The organism is Paenibacillus caui, assembly GCF_019904135.1.
Classification (GTDB): domain Bacteria; phylum Bacillota; class Bacilli; order Paenibacillales; family Paenibacillaceae; genus Fontibacillus; species Fontibacillus caui.
The window spans coordinates 23,157-46,022 of record NZ_JAIOGQ010000032.1; the positions used below are offsets into that span (position 1 = coordinate 23,157).

At 50.7% G+C, this 22,866-nt stretch carries 24 protein-coding genes and 1 pseudogene; 19 read left to right on the forward strand and 6 right to left on the reverse strand.

What is annotated here, in order from left to right:
• Nucleotides 1-33 precede the first annotated feature (33 nt).
• The 5 genes from K7397_RS17285 to K7397_RS21640 all read right to left on the reverse strand — a co-directional run bounded on the left by K7397_RS17285 (nucleotide 34) and on the right by K7397_RS21640 (nucleotide 3,862).
• A complete protein-coding gene (locus K7397_RS17285; protein ID WP_337926752.1) occupies nucleotides 34-342 on the reverse strand; it encodes a CD3324 family protein in 309 nt (102 codons plus the stop codon).
• 665 nt (nucleotides 343-1,007) lie between these two features.
• Entirely contained in the window at nucleotides 1,008-1,904 is an 897-nt protein-coding gene (locus tag K7397_RS17290) for an RCC1 domain-containing protein (protein WP_223069249.1), read from the reverse strand.
• Nucleotides 1,905-2,274: 370 nt separating this feature from the next.
• Nucleotides 2,275-3,072: an SDR family NAD(P)-dependent oxidoreductase gene (locus K7397_RS17295; RefSeq protein ID WP_223069251.1), complete on the reverse strand. Its 798-nt coding sequence runs from the start codon at nucleotides 3,070-3,072 to the stop codon at nucleotides 2,275-2,277.
• Between the two features lie 14 nt (nucleotides 3,073-3,086).
• Entirely contained in the window at nucleotides 3,087-3,551 is a 465-nt protein-coding gene (locus K7397_RS17300) for an MFS transporter (protein WP_337926753.1), read from the reverse strand.
• Nucleotides 3,552-3,604: 53 nt separating this feature from the next.
• Nucleotides 3,605-3,862, reverse strand: a complete 258-nt coding sequence (locus K7397_RS21640) for a hypothetical protein (RefSeq protein WP_237691015.1) — start codon at nucleotides 3,860-3,862, stop codon at nucleotides 3,605-3,607.
• A gap of 623 nt (nucleotides 3,863-4,485) precedes the next feature.
• On the opposite strand from K7397_RS21640, the gene K7397_RS17305 reads away from it, so the two are divergent.
• The 6 genes and pseudogenes from K7397_RS17305 (at nucleotide 4,486) to K7397_RS17330 (ending at nucleotide 9,524) form a co-directional block, all read left to right on the forward strand.
• The gene (locus tag K7397_RS17305; protein WP_223069254.1) at nucleotides 4,486-5,415 is read left to right on the forward strand and encodes an AraC family transcriptional regulator; all 930 of its coding nucleotides are present in this window, start codon (nucleotides 4,486-4,488) and stop codon (nucleotides 5,413-5,415) included.
• Nucleotides 5,416-5,532: 117 nt separating this feature from the next.
• Nucleotides 5,533-5,733 (forward strand): annotated as a pseudogene (locus K7397_RS17310) (transposase); the annotation flags it as partial.
• Nucleotides 5,734-5,768: 35 nt separating this feature from the next.
• The gene (locus K7397_RS17315) at nucleotides 5,769-6,923 is read left to right on the forward strand and encodes a YhgE/Pip domain-containing protein (protein ID WP_223069257.1); all 1,155 of its coding nucleotides are present in this window, start codon (nucleotides 5,769-5,771) and stop codon (nucleotides 6,921-6,923) included.
• Nucleotides 6,924-6,981: 58 nt separating this feature from the next.
• Nucleotides 6,982-7,620, forward strand: coding sequence for a TetR/AcrR family transcriptional regulator (locus K7397_RS17320; protein WP_223069258.1), 639 nt, complete (start codon nucleotides 6,982-6,984; stop codon nucleotides 7,618-7,620).
• Between the two features lie 54 nt (nucleotides 7,621-7,674).
• A complete protein-coding gene (locus tag K7397_RS17325; protein WP_223069260.1) occupies nucleotides 7,675-8,991 on the forward strand; it encodes a replication-associated recombination protein A in 1,317 nt (438 codons plus the stop codon).
• A 35-nt stretch (nucleotides 8,992-9,026) separates the two neighbouring features.
• On the forward strand, nucleotides 9,027-9,524 hold the full coding sequence (locus tag K7397_RS17330; RefSeq protein ID WP_223069263.1) for a GNAT family N-acetyltransferase: 498 nt from the start codon (nucleotides 9,027-9,029) through the stop codon (nucleotides 9,522-9,524).
• Between the two features lie 156 nt (nucleotides 9,525-9,680).
• Here K7397_RS17330 and mnmA read toward each other — a convergent pair whose 3' ends face one another.
• The gene (gene mnmA / locus K7397_RS17335) at nucleotides 9,681-10,814 is read right to left on the reverse strand and encodes a tRNA 2-thiouridine(34) synthase MnmA (RefSeq protein WP_223069266.1); all 1,134 of its coding nucleotides are present in this window, start codon (nucleotides 10,812-10,814) and stop codon (nucleotides 9,681-9,683) included.
• A 234-nt stretch (nucleotides 10,815-11,048) separates the two neighbouring features.
• Between mnmA and cymR the strand changes: the two genes are divergently transcribed.
• The 13 genes from cymR (at nucleotide 11,049) to K7397_RS17400 (ending at nucleotide 22,851) form a co-directional block, all read left to right on the forward strand.
• On the forward strand, nucleotides 11,049-11,468 hold the full coding sequence (cymR, locus tag K7397_RS17340) for a cysteine metabolism transcriptional regulator CymR (RefSeq protein WP_223069268.1): 420 nt from the start codon (nucleotides 11,049-11,051) through the stop codon (nucleotides 11,466-11,468).
• 16 nt (nucleotides 11,469-11,484) lie between these two features.
• Entirely contained in the window at nucleotides 11,485-12,636 is a 1,152-nt protein-coding gene (locus K7397_RS17345) for a cysteine desulfurase family protein (RefSeq protein WP_223069270.1), read from the forward strand.
• A gap of 65 nt (nucleotides 12,637-12,701) precedes the next feature.
• Entirely contained in the window at nucleotides 12,702-13,205 is a 504-nt protein-coding gene (locus tag K7397_RS17350; protein WP_223069273.1) for a PRC-barrel domain-containing protein, read from the forward strand.
• A 31-nt stretch (nucleotides 13,206-13,236) separates the two neighbouring features.
• Nucleotides 13,237-13,446 carry a hypothetical protein gene (locus K7397_RS17355; protein WP_223069288.1) on the forward strand — a complete coding sequence of 70 codons (210 nt, stop codon included), beginning with the start codon at nucleotides 13,237-13,239 and terminating at the stop codon, nucleotides 13,444-13,446.
• A gap of 297 nt (nucleotides 13,447-13,743) precedes the next feature.
• Nucleotides 13,744-14,811 carry an AI-2E family transporter gene (locus tag K7397_RS17360; RefSeq protein WP_223069275.1) on the forward strand — a complete coding sequence of 356 codons (1,068 nt, stop codon included), beginning with the start codon at nucleotides 13,744-13,746 and terminating at the stop codon, nucleotides 14,809-14,811.
• A gap of 404 nt (nucleotides 14,812-15,215) precedes the next feature.
• Nucleotides 15,216-17,843: an alanine--tRNA ligase gene (alaS, locus tag K7397_RS17365; protein ID WP_223069277.1), complete on the forward strand. Its 2,628-nt coding sequence runs from the start codon at nucleotides 15,216-15,218 to the stop codon at nucleotides 17,841-17,843.
• Between the two features lie 210 nt (nucleotides 17,844-18,053).
• Nucleotides 18,054-18,314, forward strand: coding sequence for an IreB family regulatory phosphoprotein (locus tag K7397_RS17370; protein WP_223069290.1), 261 nt, complete (start codon nucleotides 18,054-18,056; stop codon nucleotides 18,312-18,314).
• Nucleotides 18,315-18,352: 38 nt separating this feature from the next.
• On the forward strand, nucleotides 18,353-18,772 hold the full coding sequence (gene ruvX, locus K7397_RS17375) for a Holliday junction resolvase RuvX (protein WP_223069278.1): 420 nt from the start codon (nucleotides 18,353-18,355) through the stop codon (nucleotides 18,770-18,772).
• Between the two features lie 12 nt (nucleotides 18,773-18,784).
• On the forward strand, nucleotides 18,785-19,090 hold the full coding sequence (locus K7397_RS17380; RefSeq protein WP_223069279.1) for a DUF1292 domain-containing protein: 306 nt from the start codon (nucleotides 18,785-18,787) through the stop codon (nucleotides 19,088-19,090).
• Nucleotides 19,087-19,389 (forward strand): DUF1292 domain-containing protein, encoded by a 303-nt coding sequence (locus tag K7397_RS17385; protein ID WP_223069280.1) that lies wholly within the window; start codon nucleotides 19,087-19,089, stop codon nucleotides 19,387-19,389. Before K7397_RS17380 ends, K7397_RS17385 begins: the two co-directional genes overlap by 4 nt.
• An 85-nt stretch (nucleotides 19,390-19,474) precedes the next feature.
• Complete coding sequence (gene mltG, locus K7397_RS17390; RefSeq protein WP_337926754.1) at nucleotides 19,475-20,527, forward strand: endolytic transglycosylase MltG; 1,053 nt, start codon at nucleotides 19,475-19,477, stop codon at nucleotides 20,525-20,527.
• Nucleotides 20,528-20,548: 21 nt separating this feature from the next.
• The gene (locus K7397_RS17395; protein WP_223069281.1) at nucleotides 20,549-21,484 is read left to right on the forward strand and encodes a peptidase U32 family protein; all 936 of its coding nucleotides are present in this window, start codon (nucleotides 20,549-20,551) and stop codon (nucleotides 21,482-21,484) included.
• 32 nt (nucleotides 21,485-21,516) lie between these two features.
• Nucleotides 21,517-22,851, forward strand: a complete 1,335-nt coding sequence (locus K7397_RS17400; protein ID WP_223069282.1) for a peptidase U32 family protein — start codon at nucleotides 21,517-21,519, stop codon at nucleotides 22,849-22,851.
• The last annotated feature ends 15 nt before the right edge of the window (nucleotides 22,852-22,866 follow it).

Genomic DNA, 22,866 nt, shown 5'->3' on the forward strand with positions numbered 1-22,866 from the left:
AAGCTCAGGGAGCTGCTCCCTGGCTTTCTGGTATTATTGATGGCTGGCGACGGCGGCTTTTGCCGCCCGGTGGGCCGAGCGCATTTTCGTTAAAATTTTACGGATGCTGTCGATGGACAGGTGATAGGTCTCAGCCAGTCCTTCAACATCGTTCCCCGCACAGTAAGAATTATAGATTTCTTCATTCCGCCGCGCAATCAGCTTGCGCGAACCGCTGATTTCACCCCAGAGGGCACGCTTCTCGTCACATTTCGGAATGTAGACAAGCTCGCCTTGTATGTAATCCTGAAGTTCCTTCAGCAGTCTAGGGGGAAGCACATCCTTCCCGTTTTTGTAGTTCACGTTCAATTGCCTCCTTAAAACATGTTCCGTCAGTTCCGCCCATTACATAGTTTTTAAATGCAGCCATTGACCGCGCCTCCTTTCGTCATCGTATTTTTTAATCGATAAATTCTATAATATGGATTTATTATAAATGAAATTGTATTCGGATGGAATGAAACTTTTTGAAATAAAGGAGGGAGGCCGTTTGCTCGGCCTCCCGGGAATGCAGGTTCCGCTGGTTAAGCGGAAACCACCTCGTATGCTGTAATCAAATCGATCAACTCCTTTCCCAGCTGATTTGCCCGGCCGGACATCTATTATTAACTCATACTGGTGCGGCAAAGGAAAGTGAAAGAATGTTTATAAATATTTTTTACGAAAATATACACTAAGGACGTTAAGGCGCATAAAAAGCGGATTTTTCCTACTCGGGGCACCACCAGCAAAACGCTAAAGCCGGTTTTCACCACTCTAACGGTGTAATCGAAAGGTTTAGGCTAGAATTGTTCACATGGATTTTTAGAATTAATATAACGGCAGCTGTCGATAAATATTTAGACTGAAATATCTCTACAACGACTCCGAGCGATGTCAACCAGCTTATTCAATATCGCGTAATCCTTGTCGCATCAGCGATTCGGCCTATTTTTTCGATTGGAAAGTTGAGTTATTAATATTGAAAACTAATTGCCGGGCAGTTGGATGCCGCGCCAGCCGCTTACATCGCATTGGCCATATTCATTATCACCCACAGCAACCACCGTACCGTCGGATTTAAGGCCGAGAGTATGAGCGCAACCCGCCGCAACCGCCACAATATCGCGCCAGCCACTTACATTGCATTGGCCATGCTCATTCCAACCCACAGCCGCCACCGTACCGTCCGATTTAAGGCCGATGGTATGATTACTACCCGCCGCTATCGCCACAATACCGCGCCAGCCGCTTACATCGCATTGGTCACGCTTATTCCAACCCACAGCCGCCACCGTGCCGTCCGATTTAAGCCCGACGGTATGAAGGTAACCCGCCGCTGCCGCCACTATGCCGCGCCAGCCGCTTACATCGCATTGGCCATACCGATTATTACCCACAATCGTCACCGTGCCGTCCGATTTAAGCCCGACGGTATGCCAGTCACCCGCCGCTACCGCCACCATATCACGCCAGCCGCTTACATTGCATTGGCCTTCATTATTTCGACCCACAGCCACCACCGTGCCATCCGATTTAAGCCCGACGGTACGACGCCAACCCGCCGCAACCGCCACAATATCGCGCCAGCTGCTTACATCGCATTGGTCATGCTTATTCCAACCCACAGCCGCCACCGTGCCGTCCGATTTAAGACCGATTGTATGAGCATTACCCGTGTTCGTCGCCATATGAACATTACCAGCCGCGACCGCCACAATATCGCGCCAGCCGCTTACATCACATTGGCCATATTTATTATCACCCACAGCCGTCACCGTTCCGTCAGATTTAAGCCCCACGGTATGACGACGACCCGCCGCTATGGTATCTTTAGGCCAGCGTCTCACCTTTAACGCCGCTTCTTTCGGTGAAATGTAATCCATGTCTTACCTCCTTGAAAACAAGACCTATTTATTATATAAATTCATGCACCATATACTTCTGTATTCAACCGAAAGAGATTGCCCGAGCAACAATAATCGGGTGGCATATCAGAAATGATGAGATATATACAATTTTGCACAATAGAGTAAATGGTTCAAATTGCATCACGGCACCTTTCATTTCATTTTCCTAATTACATCTGAGAATTTTCAACCACAAAGTCCGATATAACAACACAATGTTATTGAGCGTCATTCAACTATATTTTCCGAAGAGCCAAATAAAATAGCGGGACTAGGACTCAAAAGTCCTAGACTCCCGCTATTATACTAGTCAACTAACGCTCTACCACTTTAAAATTGACCTGTGTTAATCTTTCAGTTGGACTTTTTGGTTATTCTTAGAATTGCCTGCATAAGCAAAAAGTGGTTCACTAAGTTTGAATTCAAAGGCTTCTCTGTCAACTACACCAACAGTCATGTTGCTATCATAAAGCTGCAAGAGAAAATTGGCCATTTCATGGCTTGTATGGTACGTACTAAAAGTTTTGTCATAGTCATACTCGCTCGTATTGTTTGCCACTTGTCCAAATTCGGTTTTTGTAGCCGCTGGTGCCAAAACTTTAGCTTGTAATTTTGCATTGGCGGCTTTCAGTTCATGGGCCAATCCCTCGGTAAATGCACTGACAAAAAACTTGGTAGCACAGTAGGTAACGGCCGTTGGCACGATTGTGTATCCACCAGCTGAAGATATATTGATTAATTGTGTACCATCCACATCTTTATAATCACGTACATACAAGGACGAAAAGATCGTTAGGGCTTCCACGTTTAGGCGCAGCATTGTTTCAATCTTTTCCAAGTCTTGACCGGACACACTGTCATAGCTACCGAAACCTGCATTGTTAATCCATGTTTCGATTTGATACGGATTTAACTCTCGATAGAGTTGATGGGCGTTTTGACTGATGGATACATCGACTGCTTTTACCACAATATCCAGGTCAGGAACTTCCTGCAAGATTTCTCTTTTCAGTTCGTTCAGATTGTGTTCACGGCGAGCAACAAGTATGATATTCTTCTTGCGTTTTGCGAAAGCCTTAGCTGTCGCGTAACCTATACCAGAGCTTGCTCCGGTAATAACAGTATATTTTCCTTGTTTATCCATTCTAATCTTCTCCTTTAACTTGGCATACTGACCTCTAATATATATTTGGGTAGCAAAATAAGCTCAAACGCAGCACGATGACGAAATGGATCACCCCCTTGAGATATCACCGCTGTGCTTAGGTTGGTTTTTCCCTTCTCATATGCCTGCTGCACAGTTGTTCTGCCGCTTGATGTCAGCCATGGCGTGCTCTTGCGAACGAACGGGCTCCCCCAGATCATGAGCAACAAGACGGCAACGACCACCCATCCAGAAAAGGTGGATAGTAACACTAGGGCAAGGACTTGAACGGACATGGAGACAATTAGCGTGCGGACGATGCCAATCCGATCCGCCAAGAAGCCGACAAGCCTTGAGCCGATCAAGCTCCCTATGCCCAAGGTCAAGAGAATGACGCTCATTTTACTTTCCATTATCGGCATGATGAAGGCCAGAAAGGGGGTGATATACGTATCGACCACCGAAAAGCTGATAAACACGAAGAACGTAACACCAAGGGTGATCGCGATCCCCGGCTCTTTAAGAATGCAAGTCACTCGCCTAGAGGGATGGAAGCTTCGCCTTTCAGAGCCGGAATCGCCCGTGCAACGTTGGACATCGCTCCGGCCTGACGTCCGGAAAGAGCCAGCTTCACAGCTATGCAATAAGCGGTGACAACGTAGACGCCCGTTCCGCCCCTGAGTACAACGCGAGATGCCATCAGGAAGCCGAAGCCCGGAAGGGCGAGCGTCGAAACGATGCCGAGTAATATGATGGCAAGAGCTAGTAACAATTGCTTACGCTGATTCATCTTCGCCGTCGCGACCATGATAACGGGCGTGCCGATCGCGTTACCGAGCGCGAATACGGTAATGAGTCCGCTGTCGATACCGATACGCCGACGGAAGCAGCGATTTTATCCATCATGCCTACGATGCTGAATTGTGGAATGCCAACAAAGAAGCTGATAAGGGTCAGCATGTAAATTTTCCAGGTGTTATGCGATCATAAAAGTTATGGATCTGCTTCGGCATCCTTATTATGAAACAAATGAAAAGGCGATCGGTATCCCATTCTTCTCAAATGATTGCCTAATACTCTCACAGCCATTTACAGATTTTCCGAACGGGAAAGCCCACTACGGGTGCGATAGCACCCCCTTTAGGGGTGGGATGATAGTGAGGTCGGATACGAGTGCCCTAAGAACTGAAAGGTTTGTGGTGCTTCAAGTATCCGAAAATTTCACTCTTTTTTATTGCATGTCCGTTTCAGTTTATAAATAAAATTGATACAATGTGTATATGAATGAATATAGAAGAACAAACACAACCGTATCATGTAAGGTGTAGGGCTTGCGACTTTAGTCGTGGGAGTCTCAAGTACGAATATGAATTATGATGGAACTATCAAGGATGGAGGAACAAGGAGGATCTTATGTCTGAACGAATATATAAACAGCAGGAGGAACTTGCCAAACTCATTGAGCGTTATTCAGGCCGGGACGGTGTTCACGCGACTGCAATTCCGTCGTTATTTTTCACTCGTCGATCTAATGTTACTGGATTAAATTTTGGAGTTTACAATCCTTCCTTTTGCATGGTCGTTCAGGGTGTGAAGGAGGTATTGCTGGCACAGGAGCGCTTTAGATACGGTCCTGCCGATTACCTTGTTGCATCCGCCCACTTACCGGTTACCGGCCAAGTCATGGAAGCCTCTTCCCAAGTTCCGTATTTGTCTCTCAAACTTGAATTTACCCCGAGTCAAATCTTAGAGATTTTAAGCGATTCTGAAATACGAGTTGGCCCGAAAGAAAACACTAAGCGAGGTATGTTTGTCAGCCGGATGGAATTATCTTTGTTGGATGCGGTAATCAGGTTAACTCGTTTGCTAGATAATCCTAAGGATATCCCGGTACTTGCTCCTCTCTTCATGAAGGAAATTCTCTATAGGGTTCTGCAAGGGCAGCATGGGGTTTCACTGGAACAAATTGCAATAGATGGAAACAGCGCCAAACGAATCAGAGACGTTATCAAACATATCATGAATAACTATGATCGATCTTTTCGGATTGAGGAGCTTGCGGAAATAGCGAATATGAGTGTTTCTTCGCTACATAGGCACTTTAAAGAGGTAACCGCTATGAGCCCTATTCAGTTCCAAAAACAACTGAGACTGCAGGAAGCACGGCGTCTGTTATTATCCGAGTCAACAGATGCCGCGGATGTCGCATTCCGGATAGGATATGAAAGTCCGTCGCAATTCAGCCGTGAATATTCCCGAATGTTTGGTTTTTCACCTATACAAGATATAAAGCGCCTGAGGGTAATAAACCCCTGCTCAACGGAGGTTCAAACGACCTATTGAAATATCCATACGAATGGAATGACTTATCGATCACATGTCATGGGCGCCCCGTCAGGACGCTTGGCTAAACGAATTTCTTTTCCTATCGGGCGACCTCCAACATTTTAACGAAAATATACACTGGGGACGATGCGAAATTGGAAAGAGGAGATCGTGAACTACCATCAATGCCGTTGGACAAACGCGACTGTCGAAGGTCGCCACAATCGCATTAAAGCTTTTCAACGCCGTCATTACTTTACACGAAACCGCACTCGCTATAAAACAATTGACAGACAAATGGGGGTTTGCTATATTTTAAACAAACGTTTAATTTAAACGATTGTTTAAAAAAGAGAACTGGAGTGAAGAGAATGCTGACTGTATTGAAAGATTTTATGAAAAAGCCGACGACCCTGATCGGCATCGGCGCCGCCTTGATGTTTCAAGTGATTTTCAGCTTGGTGTGGATGACCGGGTATGACGGGGTTACCGATAACACCCACAAGCTCAAGATTGAAATAGTGAACGAGGACAACGGAATCGGCAAGCAGGTGGAAAGCAATTTGAAAGCCAATCTGCCGTTCGAGCTTTCGTCATCCTCATCGCTGGATGAGGCGAAAGAGCATCTTGATGATCGCGACGTACAGATGGTGCTGTACATTCCGGCGGATTTTTCCAATCAGCTGCAAGCTCCGGGGAAGAAGGGACAGCTGCAGTACTGGATCAACGAATCCAACCCCGCGCTGATTAAATCGATCATGCAGAGCGTCGCTTCCGGGGTGACGGCGACCGTCAATAAAGAAGCCGTTACCGCAGGAGCAGAGGCGGTGCTCACCCAGATGAAAATGCCGGCCGCCCAGGCGCAGGGCGCAGCCCAGGGATTGGCGGAGAAGGTCGTTTCCGACTTCCATTATTCGCACCCTGTAGACGGCATGGCGAACCAGATGGTGCCGATGATGCTCGTGCTTGCGTCTTATGTAGGATCAATGCTTATGGCTCTCAACCTCCAAGCCTCCTCGGCTCAGATCCATACGGCATCCCGGTGGGAGAAATTAATAGCCCGCATTGTGATCCATGTCGTTTCGGCAGTGGTGATCGCACTGGTCGGCTCGTCGCTCGCAATGCTGCTTGGGGGACAAAACGCGAACGGATTTCTGGCACTGTGGGGCTTCCAGACGCTGTTCCTGATGAGCTTTATGTTTTTCGCGCAAATGTTCGTCCTATTGTTCGGCAACGCCGGAATGCTGTTCAACATTTTGGCGCTCTCGGCGCAGCTTGTTTCGTCCGGGGCGATGGTGCCGCGGGAATTGCTGCCCGATTTCTACTTCCAACTGGGCCGCCTGCTGCCTGCCACAAGCGCAGTTGAAGGCACGATGAACCTGCTGTTTGGTGGTCCGTCCGCTTCCGGTCCTGCCTTGACCCTCGTCGTCTCCATGGCGGTTACGTTAGCCGTGGGCGTCGCAGCTACGGCCCTTCGCCGGAAGAAAGCCCCGGTTACCATGCCGGCGGATCAGCCAACCGTATAAACTTGCACAAGGGAGATAAAATCCGCATAATGGATGGTAGGGTAGGTGGCCTGTAAGTATGGAACGGAAACGGGGTAAGATCATGACAGCACCAACCGATACGGATATGAAGATGAGAATCTTGCTGGCGGCGAAGCGGCTTTTTGCCAAACAAGGCTTCGAGGGCACGTCTGTCCGGCAAATATGCGATGAGGCGGGGGCCAATGTGGCGCTCGTCTCCTATTATTTTGGCGGCAAGGAAAATGTATTTTACGCGCTGTTTGATACGTTTTATCCCGTGAATAGGATTGAGCTTGAAAGCAGCCGGTTTTTGGAACCGGTATCCGGAGTGGAGTTTCTCATCACGGAAGTCATTCGCTTCCGAATGGAAAATCCGGAGATGATTAATGTGCTGCAGCAGGAAATTTTCAAAAAATCGCACCTCCTGCCCCGCATCCTGAATTATGTGCTCCCGGTCTGGAAAAAGCTTCGCTCCTTGCTGGAGGAAGGAAGGACTCAAGGGCTCTTTCAATTTCGTTCGCTGGACAACACGTTGTTCTTCGTGATGGGGGCGGTGCTGTTCCACCAAAAGTCGGAATATTTTCAGGGTATTCTGGATGATCCTTCTCCCAGCCGGGAGCAATTCATTGAAGACACGCTCAAGTTTGTTTTTAACGGCCTTGGCATGACTTCATATCCTGAAGGAAAAGACGGCTAATCCGTATTTGTGCGACAGCCAATAGATACGTAATGCAAGGAAGTGGACATTCAAATGGACTTATTCTCATATGGACAGCAGTCGGATCCCGGCATGGGCCTGCTTGCCGACCGGATGCGGCCGACTTCGCTGGATGAATATACAGGGCAGGAGCATATTGTCGGACCCGGTAAGCTTCTGCGCCGGGCGATTGAGGCTGACCAGGTGTCCTCCATCCTGCTGTACGGTCCTCCGGGCTGCGGCAAAACGACGCTTGCGCATATTATCTCCAGGCATACCCAAGGAGAGTTTGTGCGTTTGAACGCCGTCGATGCCACGGTCAAGGATGTGCGGGAAGTGATCGAGAAGGCGCAGGACGCCAAGGCCTTGTACGGTACAAAAACGATTCTGTTCCTGGACGAGGTGCACCGTTTCAACAGCGCCCGCCAGGATGCGCTGCTGCCGGCGGTGGAACGGGGAACGATTATTTTCATAGGTGCGACGACGGAGAACCCGTTCCATTATGTGAACGGGGCGCTTATGAGCCGGTCGACCCTGTTCCAGCTGGAGCCGCTGACGATGGAGCATTCGCTCGTCGCCATGCGGCGGGCGCTTGCGGATTCGGAGAAGGGGCTCGGCTTTATGCAGCTGCAGGTCGACGACGAAGCCCTGCAGCATATCGCCTCGATGGCGAACGGCGATATCCGCCGCGCGCTGAATGCGCTGGAGCTTGCGGCGCTCACCACGCCGCCGCAGCAGGACGGCACCGTCCATGTCACCCTGGAGGTGGCTGAGGAATCCATCCGCCGGCCAACGGTACGCGCCGATGAATCGACGCAGTACGACGTGCTTTCGGCGTTCCACAAAAGCATCCGCGGCTCCAGCGACGCCGCGGTGTTCTGGTTTCTCTACGCCGTAGAGAAACTGGGCATGGACCCCGGCGTCTTCATCCGCCGGCTCATTGCCGCCGCCAGCGAAGACATCGGCCTCGCTAACCCGCAGGCCATGGTCCAGGCGGTAAGCGCCTTGGAGGCTTACCGCAGCAATGGCTGGCCCGAGGCCCGGCTGAACGTCGTCCAGGCGATTCTGTTCGCCGTGGAGAGCCCGAAATCCAACGCCGTCGTCATGGCGATTTCGCGGGCGATGGAGGCGATGGACGAAGTGAAATCGGCGGAAGTGCCGCTGCACCTGCGCGACGCCCATTACAAGGGCGCTGTGAAGCTGGGACATACGGGATACCAGTATCCGCACAACTTTCCGGGCCATTATGTGAAGCAGCAGTATTTGCCGGACCAGCTTGAGGGCCGGATCTTTTACCGGGCAACCGAACAGGGGAATGAAAGCAAAATTAAGCACAATCAGGAATTGAGACGGCGGCAAGACCGCCAGTAGAGAGAGTTTTGAGCAGGGGTAGGGGACGAGCCAAGATGATCATTAGAAATATAGAAACCGAAGACGCGGCGCAGTTTCTGGCGCTGACCAAAAAACTGGACGAAGAAACCAAGTTTATGCTTCTGGAACCGGGAGAAAGAACAACGACTCTAAAGCAGCAAGAAGAGCGGATTGCTTCCATCCTTGCGAGCAGAGCCTCCATGATATTCGTGGCGGAGGCGGAGGGAAACATTGTCGGATATTTGGGCGCTTTTGATTCGGATGAAAACCGGATCAGGCACTCCCTGTATATCGTGGTTGGCATCCTGCAGCAGTACGGCGGCCGGGGGATCGGGACGCGGCTGTTTGCCGAATTGGACGGATGGGCCGTGGAGCATGACATTCACAGGCTGGAGCTGACGGTCATGGCGCATAATGAGCGGGCTGTCGCGCTGTACAAGAAAGCCGGCTTTGAAATAGAAGGCCTCAAGAAGCATTCAATTAAAGTGGACGGAGCGTACGTCGACGAATACTACATGGCAAAGCTGCTTTAACGGCAGCGCAAGATAGCGAGCAAGTCAGCTTCGAACACGTGCAAAGACGCCTCCAAAACCACTGTGCAAGTGGGGATGGAGGCGTCTTTTGGCCTGAAAAATTATTGCGGTGCACTTTATCCTGCCAATTGACGGCATGTCCCGGGTGCCCTTGCCTTACCGGCCGGCGTTCAGCACGGGATAGGGCGCTTTGTCGGCGACTTCGATGATGCCGCCGCCCAGGCATTCCTCACCGTCGTAGAACACGACGGCTTGTCCCGGGGTAATCGCTTTTTGCTGCTGATCGAACTCCACGTGGACGCCCCCGTCCTCGCCAAAAGTAAGCGTGACCCCCTGATCGGGCTGACGGTAGCGGAACTTGGCCGTGCAGTGCAAGGTGGCGCCGGCCTCCGGACGTTTGCCGGAGATCCAGTTCACACCGCTGGCCGTAAGTCCGGTGGAATACAGGCTCGGGTGTTTATCGCCTTGTACTACGTACAGGATGTTATGCTCCAGATCCTTTTCGGCCACGAACCAAGGCTGACCATTGCCGGAACCGCCGATGCCGAGGCCCTGGCGCTGGCCGAGCGTATAGTACATCAGGCCGTCATGCCGGCCTTTAACTTCGCCTGTTTCAATGTCAACCATGTCGCCTGATTTGGCCGGAAGGTAATGGCTCAGAAATTCGCGGAAGTTGCGTTCGCCAATGAAGCAGACGCCTGTACTGTCCTTTTTCTTGGCGGTATAGAGACCGGCTTCTTCCGCAACGCGCCGCACCTCCGGCTTAGGAAGGTGGCCGATCGGGAACATGGCCTTGGACAATTGTTCCTGGTTCAGCGCGTTCAGAAAATACGTTTGATCCTTGTTGCCGTCTACGCCCCGCAGCAGCTTGAACACGCCGTCTTGTTCAATGACTCGGGCGTAGTGGCCTGTAGCCACGTAATCTGCCCCAAGATCAAGCGCTTTGTTCAAAAATTCGCCAAATTTGATCTCCCGGTTGCACATGACGTCCGGGTTGGGGGTACGGCCCTGCTTATATTCCTCAAGGAAATAGGAAAAGACTTTATCGTAATATTCCTTCTCGAAATTTACGGTATAGTAAGGGATGCCGATCTGTTCGCAGACGCGGCGGACATCTTCCGCATCCTGCTCCGCCGTGCAGAAGCCAAGCTCGTCAGTATCGTCCCAGTTCTTCATGAAGATGCCGATCGTGTCATAGCCTTGCTGCTTCAGCAAAAGGGCGGTAACGGAAGAGTCTACGCCTCCGGACATACCGACAATAACGCGCGGTTTTGATGTTTGGCTTTGCATGGTATCAACTCCTTTGGACATTGCTATGTCCTTTATTCATGAACACGCTGTGATGAAATGTTTCCCTAAACCCCGCTTCGTATGTTACGATAAACAAAGGTGGGTGATCGGAATACGTTGTTTTTAAACACAGCATGAAACCATCTGAAAAAATTGGATTTTGTTAATCCAAGTATAACAAATCCAAAGCTTTATTATATAAAGATTATGTGAAAATTGAAAGAGGTGGCCTGTTTGAAGATATCAACAAAAGGACGTTACGGATTGACGATTATGATGGAGCTGGCTGCAAAGTTTGGAGAAGGTCCGACTTCCCTCAAAAGCATTGCCGAAAGAAACCAGCTTTCCGAACATTATCTGGAGCAGCTTATTGCACCGCTTCGCAACGCAGGGCTTGTAAAAAGCGTCCGCGGCGCATATGGCGGCTACATTCTCGCCAAACCGGCGACAGAGATCACGGCAGGCGATATCATCCGTGTGCTTGAAGGTCCTATTTCTCCCGTGGATTTCACGGAAGAAGATGATCCGGCCAAACGGGATTTATGGCTGCGGATCAGGGACAGCATTGCAGACGTCCTTGATTCAACTACACTAGATAATCTGGTCAATTATGAAGACCATAATACGAAAGCCAATTACATGTTCTACATCTGACAAGGAGCTCTACGACATGAACCATATTTATTTGGACCACGCGGCCTCAACGCCCGTTCATCCGGAGGTCGCCGAAGCGATGCTGGCCGTGATGAAAGGCCAGGTCGGGAATGCGTCAAGCATCCACGCCTTTGGCCGTGAAGCCAAACGCACGGTCAATGCGGCAAGAGATACGGTGGCATTGGCGCTTGGCTGCGGGCCGGATGAACTCATATTTACAGCGGGAGGGACAGAAAGCGACAATCTGGCCCTCTTCGGGGTGTCTTCGGCCCTGAAAGATCAGGGACGGCATATTATAACGACAGCCATCGAGCATCACGCGGTGATGCATTCCTGTGAAAGACTGGAGCAGCAAGGATTCGAGGTGACCTATCTCCCGGTCGACCGTTACGGGCAGGTGCATATTGAGCAACTTGAGCAGGCGATCCGGCCGGATACGATCCTGATTAGCGTGATGTATGGCAATAACGAAATAGGCACGCTGCAGCCAATTCAGGCCCTTGGAGAACTGGCCCGCGAGAAAGGCATTCTGTTTCATGTGGATGCCGTTCAGGCATTTGGCGCGATACCTTTTGCGGCCAAGGATCTGCCTGTAGACCTGATGAGCATATCTTCGCACAAAATCAACGGACCCCAAGGAGTGGGTGCGCTGTATGTTCGGCGCGGAACCTTGATTGAACCGCTGCTGTACGGGGGAAATCAGGAACGCAAGCGCCGGGCGGGGACGGAGAATTTGGCCGGACTTGCCGGATTCGCCAAAGCGGCAGAGCTCGCGTCTGCCGAAATGGAAGAACGGACCAGACGGGATGAGGAGCTGCGCAAAGCGCTTCTGGATGGACTGGCTCGGGAGATTGGGCAGGACCGTTTTCATGTAAACGGTCACCCGTCCGAGCATCTTCCCCATATCCTGAATATTAGTTTCCCGGAAATGGGTACGGAGACGATGCTGATGAATCTCGATATGGAAGGAATCGCGGTGGCCAGCGGCTCTGCATGCACCTCCGGTTCTCTTGAACCGTCCCATGTTCTGGAAGCGATGAAGCTTCCTGAACAATTTTTACGGTCGGCGATTCGGTTCAGCTTTGGTTTGGGTAATACTACTGAGGAAATAACGCAAGTATCCCAAAAAGTTGGAACCATTCTCACCCGTGTTCGTAATAGAAGATAAGGTCTTTTATTGTGTCTTCAGGGAGGGGGAAATGCTGACGGTCAATTAAAGGAGGCACCGCTGCCATGAAACTTCAGGAAATGATCGGATTATCCGTATTTGATACGGAGAATGGCAAGGAGATCGGGAAAGTTCGGGACTTCCTCCTGAGTGAAGACTGGAAGATCGAGGGGATTGTGTTGGAAGGAAAAGGATTTTTATCCCCTAACATAAAGGCTGTTCTATGGGATGATATCGTCGCTTATGGCGAAGATGCCGTAATGATTCGCAATCAACAGGCGATCCGGAAGATGGATGCCGAGAATATACAGAACACATTTGCGCTCGGCGGCGGGAAAGTGAAAGAGCTTCCTGTGCTTACGAATGACGGGGTCTTGATGGGACACGTCAGTGATGTTTATTTTGACCAACATTTGGGAAATACAATAACAGGATTTGAAATTAGCGACGGATTTATTTCCGACCTGGTGGAAGGACGCAAGCTGCTGCCTTTTACAAGGGACATCGTTAGAGGGGAAAGTGCCTTGATGGTACCTTCGCTTAGCTTGGAGCGGCTGGAAAGCCCTTAATTTGCAAAGAGATAGGTGTGATAAGTTGATGATGAAATGTCCAAACTGCGGTTCCAAAGATATTGGAAAGATCGGTTCCCATCAGTTTTATTGCTGGGGCTGTTTTATTGAATTAACGGTTAACGGTGAAAAAATGTCGGTCTATCAGGTTGAAGAAGACGGCACGTTAAGTTCGCTTGACGACTTGTTCTTTGGAGAAGAAATGGTTCAGGAATTGTCTGAACTGCAAGCTCCTTCCTAAAAGAGGCGCCTACATAGTCTGTTCTATGACGGCACCTGTCCTCTTGGACTGTAATAACAATATATGACCGGACGAAGCGGATCATGTCCCCAAAGAGGGAGTGGATCCGCTTTTTTTGGGTTTCCTGTAAAAAATGACAAATCGGTACGAGGCGGCTGCCCAGCCTTCCCGCCGCTGATCGATCGTTAGGCGCCTCAGCCAGCTGCTTCGTGAACGCCGTCTTTTGTCCCGGGTTATTTTACGCGGCCGCGGCATATACTGACATATAGCCAGTCCGCTTGCAGGGAGGGAATACATATGGAACCATTCTATAAGAGCAGATTGTTTCGCTATGGTTGCTGGCTGCTGCTCTCCTTAGTTATATTATATTTCGTTTGGCTGCTCAGACCGATGTTCGGTGTGGTTTACAGCTTTTTGAAGGCTGTGCTGGCTCCCTTTATCATTGCGGTAATTATCTCTTATGTGCTGAATCCCATTGTAAGCATGCTGAATGCGCGCAAAGTGCCTCGAACGATTGCGGTGCTGCTCATTTATGCCGTTTTTCTGACGAGCCTTACCGTTATTCTGATGAATATGATCCCAATGTTTATCGAGCAGCTTGGCGAACTTGGGGAGCATCTGCCCGAGCTTACGATGCATACGCAGCAGATTATGAACAAATGGGACAATTCCCTGCTTCCCCAAGGCGTAAGAATGGGAATGAACAACTGGTTCTTCCAGGTTGAACAGCGCATGGCGACAGGCATTCAGGATTTCCTGAACAATATCGGCACGACGATCGGCGTGGTGTTCAACGCATTTATCATTCCGTTTCTCATCTTCTACATGCTGAAGGATTTTGAAGTGTTTGAACGGCTTTTGATTCGGTGCCTGCCGAAATCCCATCGCAAGTCGATCATCGGGCTGCTCAAAGATATTGATGAGGCTCTCGGAAATTATGTGCGGGGCCAGTTGCTTGTCTGCGTCATTATCGGTGTGCTTGCCTATGCGGGATATATGATTATCGAAATGCCGTTCGCTCTTCTTTTCGCGAGTGTTGTGGCCGTCTGCAATATCATTCCTTACCTCGGGCCTTTTCTTGGTGCGGCGCCGGCCTTGATCATGGCGACAACGATATCCTGGCGCATGGTTCTGTTTGTCGTTATCGTAAATGCGTTGTGCCAGACGCTGGAGAGCAACGTCATTTCTCCGCAGGTCGTCGGAAGAAAGCTTCATCTGCATCCAATGCTCATCATTTTCGCGCTGCTGGTCGGCGGGGAAATCGGTGGGATTCCGGGGCTGATTTTAGCCGTTCCGCTATTTGCTGTTTTGAAGGTCATCATACAGCATTTTTACGGATACTATATCCGCAGGAAAACGATTTAGACAATGATTGACAGGCCATAACACGGCTTATATACTAATATTGATTTATTATGCGCAGCATCTGCATGCATACGTAAAACGGTGACGAAAACAAGTACGTCCTGACAGATTCACCAGAGAGCGGTTCCTTTGCCGTCTTTCCAGCCGCGAAGCACAGCGGTTTTTGGAGATAGACAAGCGGCGTCGGGTGGAAGAACCGGAATGAATGCTCAGGGGCGGAAAGCTGCTTTCGGAGTGCGAATGAACTTCGCCGGGAGATTCCCGTTACAGAATCGTACAAAGGCGATCGAAAGTTTCCGAAGGAAGGCTGGAAGCGGACGATAACCAGGGTGGTACCGCGAGACAATCGTCCCTGAATTCCAGGGGCGTTTTTTCTATTTTTATATACAGGAGGACATGTTTCTATGAAAGCTAGTGAAATCCGTTCCAAATGGCTGCAGTTTTTTGCATCCAAAGGACATAATATTGAACCCAGCGCATCGCTGGTCCCTCATAACGATCCTTCCCTGCTGTGGATAAATGCGGGGATGGCGCCGCTTAAAGCTTATTTCGACGGCCGTGTGAAGCCGGAAAATCCGCGGATTGCCAATTCCCAGAAATGTATCCGTACCAATGACATCGAGAATGTCGGGAAGACGCGCCGCCACCATACTTTTTTTGAAATGCTGGGCAATTTCTCGATCGGCGATTACTTCAAGGAAGAAACGGTTACCTGGGCGTGGGAGTTTCTTACAGGCAAGGACTGGATCGGATTTGATCCGGACCGTCTGTCCGTAACGGTATATCCGGAGGATGAAGAAGCGTACAAGCTGTGGAACGAGAAAATCGGGATTCCGGCTGAGCGGATCATCAAGCTTGAAGATAACTTCTGGGATATCGGCGAGGGTCCTTGCGGACCATGTACGGAAATTTTCTATGACCGCGGCGAAGCCTACGGCAACGACCCTTCGGATCCCGAGCTTTACCCGGGCGGAGAGAACGAGCGGTACCTGGAAGTATGGAACCTCGTATTCTCGCAGTTTAACCATAATAAAGATGGAAGCTATACGCCGCTCCCTAGCAAAAATATTGATACAGGCGCAGGCCTGGAGCGCTTTTCATCGATTTTGCAGAACGTTGATTCCAATTTCGATACCGATCTGTTCCAGCCGATAATTCAGGAAACCGCGAAAATTGCCGGAATCAAATATGGCGTGGATACCGAGACTGATGTTGCGTTTAAGGTTATTGCCGACCATATCCGTACTGTATCGTTCGCCGTTGCCGACGGCGTGCTTCCTTCCAACGAGGGCCGCGGATATGTAATCCGCCGTCTGCTGCGCCGCGCGGTCCGCTACGGCAAAAAGCTGGGACTGGACCGTCCGTTTATGTATTCGCTTGTAGCCACTGTCGGGGAAGTGATGGGCGAGTATTATAACGATATCGTGACCAAACGCGAATTTATCGAGAAGGTGATCCGCGGTGAAGAGGAACGTTTCCACGAGACGTTGACGGAGGGCCTTGCGATACTGGAGCACATTTCCAAGGAAGCCAAGGATGCCGGCCAAACGGTGATCGGCGGGGCGGATGCATTCAAATTGTACGATACGTATGGGTTCCCGTTCGATTTGACCGAGGATTATGCGCAGGAGCATGGGCTTGCCGTTGACCGGGAAGGTTTTGATGCGGCGATGCAGAAGCAGCGCGAGATGGCGCGGGCGGCGTCGCATACCGGCGGCAGCATGAAGGTGCAGGGCGGGGTTTTGTCCGACTTCACGACTAAAACGGAGTTCATTGGTTATAATGAGCTCGAGGCGTCCTCCAATATCCTGGCGATTATTTCGAACGATGCGTTTGTCGACAGCTTGTCCGAAGGCCAGTCCGGACAAATCATTCTGGAAGCTACCCCGTTCTATGCAGAGAGCGGCGGGCAAGTGAGCGACCAGGGCTGGATTCGCTCGGAAAGCGGAAATGCCGAAGTGACCGGCTTGTTCAAGGCTCCGAACGGACAGCATGTTCATGAGATCAAGGTGGAATCCGGCGAGCTTCGTACCGGCACCCCGGTCAAGGCTGAAGTTGACCGTACGAAACGCGCGGATATCGTGAAGAACCATACGGCGACGCACCTGCTCCATAAAGCGCTCAAGGAAGTGCTCGGCGCACACGTCAATCAGGCAGGCTCGCTCGTTGAGCCGCAGCGTCTGCGTTTCGACTTCTCCCATTTGGGCAGCATTTCGCCAGAGGAGCTGGTGGATATCGAGCGCCGCGTCAACGAGCAGATCTGGAACAGCCTGAATGTCACCATCGAATTGAAACCGATCGATGAAGCTAAGGCGATGGGCGCGATGGCGTTGTTCGGCGAGAAGTATGGCGATATCGTACGCGTTGTTCAGGTCGGCGGATACAGCCTCGAGCTGTGCGGGGGCTGCCACGTTCGGAACACCTCTGAAATCGGCTTGTTCAAGCTGGTCAGCGAAAGCGGGATCGGATCGGGCGTCCGCCGGATTGAAGCGGTAACCGGCCGTCATGCCTACCTGTACATGGATGAACAGCTTGAGCTTCTGAAAGGGGCCGCAGCTCTGCTGAAATCGAACGTAAACGAAGTGCCGAAGCGGATTGAAGGGCTTCATCAGCAGGTGAAGGAGCTGTCCCGTGAGAATGAATCGCTGCAAGGCAAGCTCAGCGCCATTGAGGCCGGCGAGCTGACAAGCCGGGTGAAGCAGGTCGGCGAAAGCAAGCTGCTTGCGGAGCGCGTTCAGGCAGGCAGCATGGAGGCGCTGCGGACACTCGCCGACGAGCTTAAGGCAAAGGTTCCCGACGCGATTCTGGTGCTTGGCGCTGCGGTGGACGACAAAGTAAACTTTGTCGTGGCTGTTCCGCAGGCTGATGTCAAGCGCGGGCTTCACGCCGGCAAGCTGGTCAAGGAGATCGCCGTATTGTGCGGCGGAGGCGGCGGCGGCCGTCCGGATATGGCGCAGGCCGGCGGGAAGGATGCTTCCAAGCTGGATGAGGCGCTTAAACTGGCCGGCGAGCTGGTAGGCGCTCAAGCTTAAAGAGGACGAATATAACGGGGTCCTTTCGGTTCTTCTGTTTTTGGGAAATTTCAGGTTTACTATTTCCTTATGGGACCCCGTATATGTTATAGTAAGAGATATAAGCTTTATGCCATATGAAGCTAAAAGGCTTAGTCTTTAGAGGCGTGAAGGCGTGATGCGTGATGCGAAAGGACGCAGCCTCATGTTTCAGGAATCGAGGTGGGCATGATGGACTCCATGGATAAAACTGTAAAGTTCAACGTCAAAGGCGATGAGCAGGAGGCGTCGGCACAGGAGATCCTTCTAACGGTTTACGGAGCGTTGCAGGAGAAGGAATACAACCCAATCAACCAGATAGTCGGATATTTGTTGTCGGGAGATCCGGCATATATTCCGCGGCACAACAATGCCAGAAGCCTTGTGCGCAAGAAAGAAAGGGATGAATTAATCGAAGAGCTGGTCCGTTTTTACATGGAGCGCAATCGTTAATTCAATGGCCCGGGGATTCACCTTTTGACAGGGGATAGATGATGAGGATAATGGGTTTGGATTATGGCGACCGGAGAATCGGCGTTGCCGTCAGCGACGAGCTGGGATGGACGGCTCAAGGCGTGGATACGGTGGAGAAGCGCCGGGACGAAGGAGAGCTTGTGAAGATTGCCGAGCTGGTTCAGCAGTATGAGGTAGAAGAGATCGTGGTTGGATTGCCTAAGAACATGAACGGCACGATCGGACCCCGCGGTGAAATCTGTATGGATTTCGCCGAGAAACTGCGCGGTCAATTGGAGTTGCCAGTTCACCTTTGGGATGAGCGGCTTACAACGGTGTCAGCGCACCGTACGCTGCTTGAGGCGGATGTAAGCCGGGGTAAACGCAAACAGGTCGTAGACAGAATGGCTGCGGTGCTGATTTTGCAAAATTATTTAGACGCTAAGACTAAAAGGTGAGGGTGATAATGAATGGCTAGCCAAATCATCGGCAATGAAGAAGAACCGGAAATTATTTATATTCCTGATGACGAAGGAAACGAAGAAGAGTTTGAAGTCATTATGAAATTTGAAGTTGACGGCTCTGATGCGAAATACATGATGGTTGTGCCCGTGGAACCGGATGACGATGAAAGCGAAGAAGTTTATGCTTTCCGTTATGAAGAAGACGGAGACGACCTGAAGCTTTATACGATTGAAAGCGACGAAGAGTGGGAAATCGTTGAGGAAACCTTCAATACCCTGATCGACGAATTCGGCGGTGAAGAAGACCGATGAACCCGTTTACTGCTGCAAATACGGTCTGGGCCAGCCGCATTCGGGATGCCTTTGGACCGGCTCTTGAACTGCAGGATGAGAAAGGCAAGACCCTTAATTATCAGGTCGAGAATGAGTTTGATGTATCCGGCCGTTCCTATGCCGTTCTCCGGCGGGAACAGGCTCAGGGTGCCGACGAACCTGAGATTTTCAAGGTGGTAACGGCAGCAGACGGAACGCTGTCGCTTGAGACGATTGAAGATGATGATGAATGGGAAGACGTTTCCGAACTGTACGATGAGCTCACTTTTCCCGAGTAGTGGTTTACTTTTGTTTAAGTTTTATAGCAATAAAACCGAGAAGGGCGGAGTTTCCGCTCTTTTTGGCTGTAAAGGAGCTGGCTTTGTGAAAAGGATAAGAACTCTTATTCTGGCGGTGCTTTTATTGATTCTGGCGGCAGCCGCCGGAGCAGGAGGCTATATATATTATGGCATGAAGCCTGCCGCATCTTCCGATCAGGCGGTTCGCTTTACGATTGAACCGGGTACTGGAACGGCTCAAATTGCAGACCTGCTGCAGCAGCAAGGCCTTATACGCAATTCCTTGCTGTTCAGGACCTTCCTGAAATATAAGTCCGAGGGCGGCCGTTTTCAGGCTGGAAGCTACGAGATGAAGCCGGGTGTCACGTATGATCAGATTATCGCGAAACTAAATGCGGGCGATGTTGTGGCCGAAGAAATGGTTCGTTTTACGATTCCCGAAGGCTACACCGTCAAGCAAATCGCGGACAAACTGCAGGCAGAGGGTATTGTGAATGCCGAAGCTTTTCTTAAGCTGGCTAAAGATCCTGCTGGCATTGACAGCACGCTCCTAAGCCAGATTCCTGCGGACAAACAGCTGCTGTACCGGCTGGAAGGTTATCTGTTTCCGGAAACCTATGAGCTGAAAAAAGGCAGCACGGAAGCGGACATTATAACCCGCATGCTTGAAGAGACATCCAAAAGGCTGAAGCAGATTCCGAGCTTTGACGCCAAGCTGAAAGCAGACGGACTGACGCTGAATCAGATGATGACCATAGCTTCGCTGGTCGAACGGGAAGTGGTGGTTGACAAGGAACGCAGCCTGGTGGCGGGCGTTATCGACAACCGGATCAAACAAAACATGAAGCTGGAGATTGATGCAACCGTTCAATATTTGCTCGGCAAACCGAAGGAACGGCTGCTGAACTCGGATTTGCGGAAAGTGGACAGCCCTTATAATTCTTATCTTTACGCAGGACTTCCGCCAGGCCCGATCGCGGCGCCGAGTTTAAAATCGATTGAGGCGGCGCTGGAACCGGAAAGCTCGGATTATTTATTTTATGTTACGAAAAAAGACGGCAGCCACGAGCATTTGTTTGCCGCTACGTATAAAGAGCATTTGGCAAATATCAGGAAAAGTCAGGCTTCGGCCAAATAAAGTTTTAGAGGTGTGTGAACAATGGAAGGAACAAAACCGGAGCTTCTCGTACCGGCAGGGTCCGTGGAAGAAGCGGTCTCTTTTATAAGCGCTGGGGCAGACGCCGTCCTGGTCGGGGAGGACAAATACGGAATGAGACTGCCGGGAGAATGCAGCCTGGAGGATATCAGCCAAATCGTAAAATACGCTCATGACCACGAGGCGAAGGTTTACGTCAGTGTGAACACTTTGGTGAGCAATGACCTGCTTGAGGACCTCCCGGCTTACCTGGAAGGCCTGGAGAAGGCCGGAGTGGATGCGATTGAATTCGGCGATCCGGCAGTACTGCGTGCAGCGGGTTCCGCTGCGCCCGGCCTAAAGCTGCATTGGAATGCCGAGATGACCTCGACCAACTACGCCACGGCCAATTACTGGGGAACAAAGGGAGCCTCCAGAGTGGTTGTGGCCCGCGAGCTGAATATGGATGAAATTGTCGGCATGATCCCGCATCTTGAAGTGGAAGCCGAGGTGCAGGTGCACGGGATGACGAATATTTACCATTCCAAACGCCGTCTGGTTGCCAGCTATATGACGCATCAGGGACGGCCGGTAGAAGGAACCAACCTTGGCAAGGATCGGGGACTGTTTCTGATTGAAGCGGAGCGGCAGGATGAGAAATATCCGATCTATGAGGATATGAACGGTACGCATATTATGAGCTCGGACGATATTTGCATTTTGGAGGACCTCCACGTGCTGATGGAGGCCGGGGTTCACAGCTTCAAGATCGAATCCCTGCTGAAGCCGGCAAGCTACACGATTGAAGTAATTAAAGCCTACCGGCAGGCGATCGAAGCTTTTGCCAAAGACCCGGAAGGATATGCATTTGAGGAGAGCTGGCTGGACGGGATCAGACATTTGCAGGACTCTGAGCGTGAGCTGTCGTTCGGATTTTTCTATAAAGAGCAGGTTTATTAATATTCAGACAACAGACAAGAGAGGTGAATGTCATGGAGACCACGATGCAGCACAAACCGAAATACAAGGGCAAACGATACCGTTTGGACAAACCCGAGCTGCTTGCTCCGGCGGGCAATCTGGAGAAGCTGAAATTTGCCATTCATTATGGGGCGGATGCCGTTTATATCGGCGGCCAGAAATACGGCCTTCGTTCTAATGCGGATAACTTCAGCTTTGAGGAGATGCGGGAGGGTGTAGAGTTTGCCAAAAAATACGGCGCCAAGGTGTTTGTGGCAACCAATATTTACGCCCATAATGAAGACCTTGCGGGTATTGAAGAATACCTGCGGAATTTATATGAGGTGGGCATCTCGGCCATCATTGTGGCGGATCCCGTCATTGTGGACACAGCCCGGCGGGTTGTGCCGAATCTTGAGGTGCATTTAAGCACCCAGCAATCGACCGTGAACTGGCAGGCCGTCAAGTATTGGAAGGAAGAAGGATTGCCGCGTGTCGTTCTCGGCCGGGAAACGAGCCTTGAAGAAATCGCGGAAATCAAAAAGCATGTGGATGTAGAGATTGAAGCCTTTATTCATGGGGCCATGTGTTCTTCTTATTCCGGGCGGTGCGTACTTTCCAATCACTTTACCGATCGCGACTCCAACCGGGGAGGCTGCTGCCAGTCCTGCCGGTGGAAGTACGATTTGTTCGAAGATGCCAGGGAAGAGCCCGTCTGGATTTCGGAGGAAGAAGCGCGGGAAGACCGTGTACTGCAGCAGTTTAAGCTCGGCGTTACTCAGCTGCCGCAATTTGCCGCAGAAGACAATGCTTTTACGATGGGCTCCAAGGACCTGTGCATGATCTCCAATATCCCGGATCTGATCGATGTGGGCGTGGACAGCTTCAAGATCGAAGGGCGCATGAAATCGATCCATTATGTGGCTACAGTCGTGAACGCTTACCGTCAAGCGATAGACTCCTATATGGCGGATCCTGAACATTTTACCGTCAAGCCGGAATGGATCCAGGAAATCAACAAGGCCGCGAATCGTCCGCTGAATACGGGATTCTTCTATGATACACCGGATCATGAAGACCATATTTACGAGCCCGAGGAAAAAGCGGCTCCTTATGATTTTGCCGGCCTTGTAATGGATTATGACGCCGAAACCGGCATTGCCACGATACAACAGCGCAATCATTTCAAACCGGGTCAGGAAGTGGAGTTTTTCGGGCCAAGGGGAACCTTCTTCAAGCAAACGGTAGGCACGCTGTGGGATGAGAACGGGAATGAAATCGATGCTGCGCGCCATCCGCTTCAGCTTGTCAAATTTAAAACGGAGCAGCCTGTGAAGTATTTTGATATGATGAGAAAGAAAAAATAGAGTTTGAGCTAACTT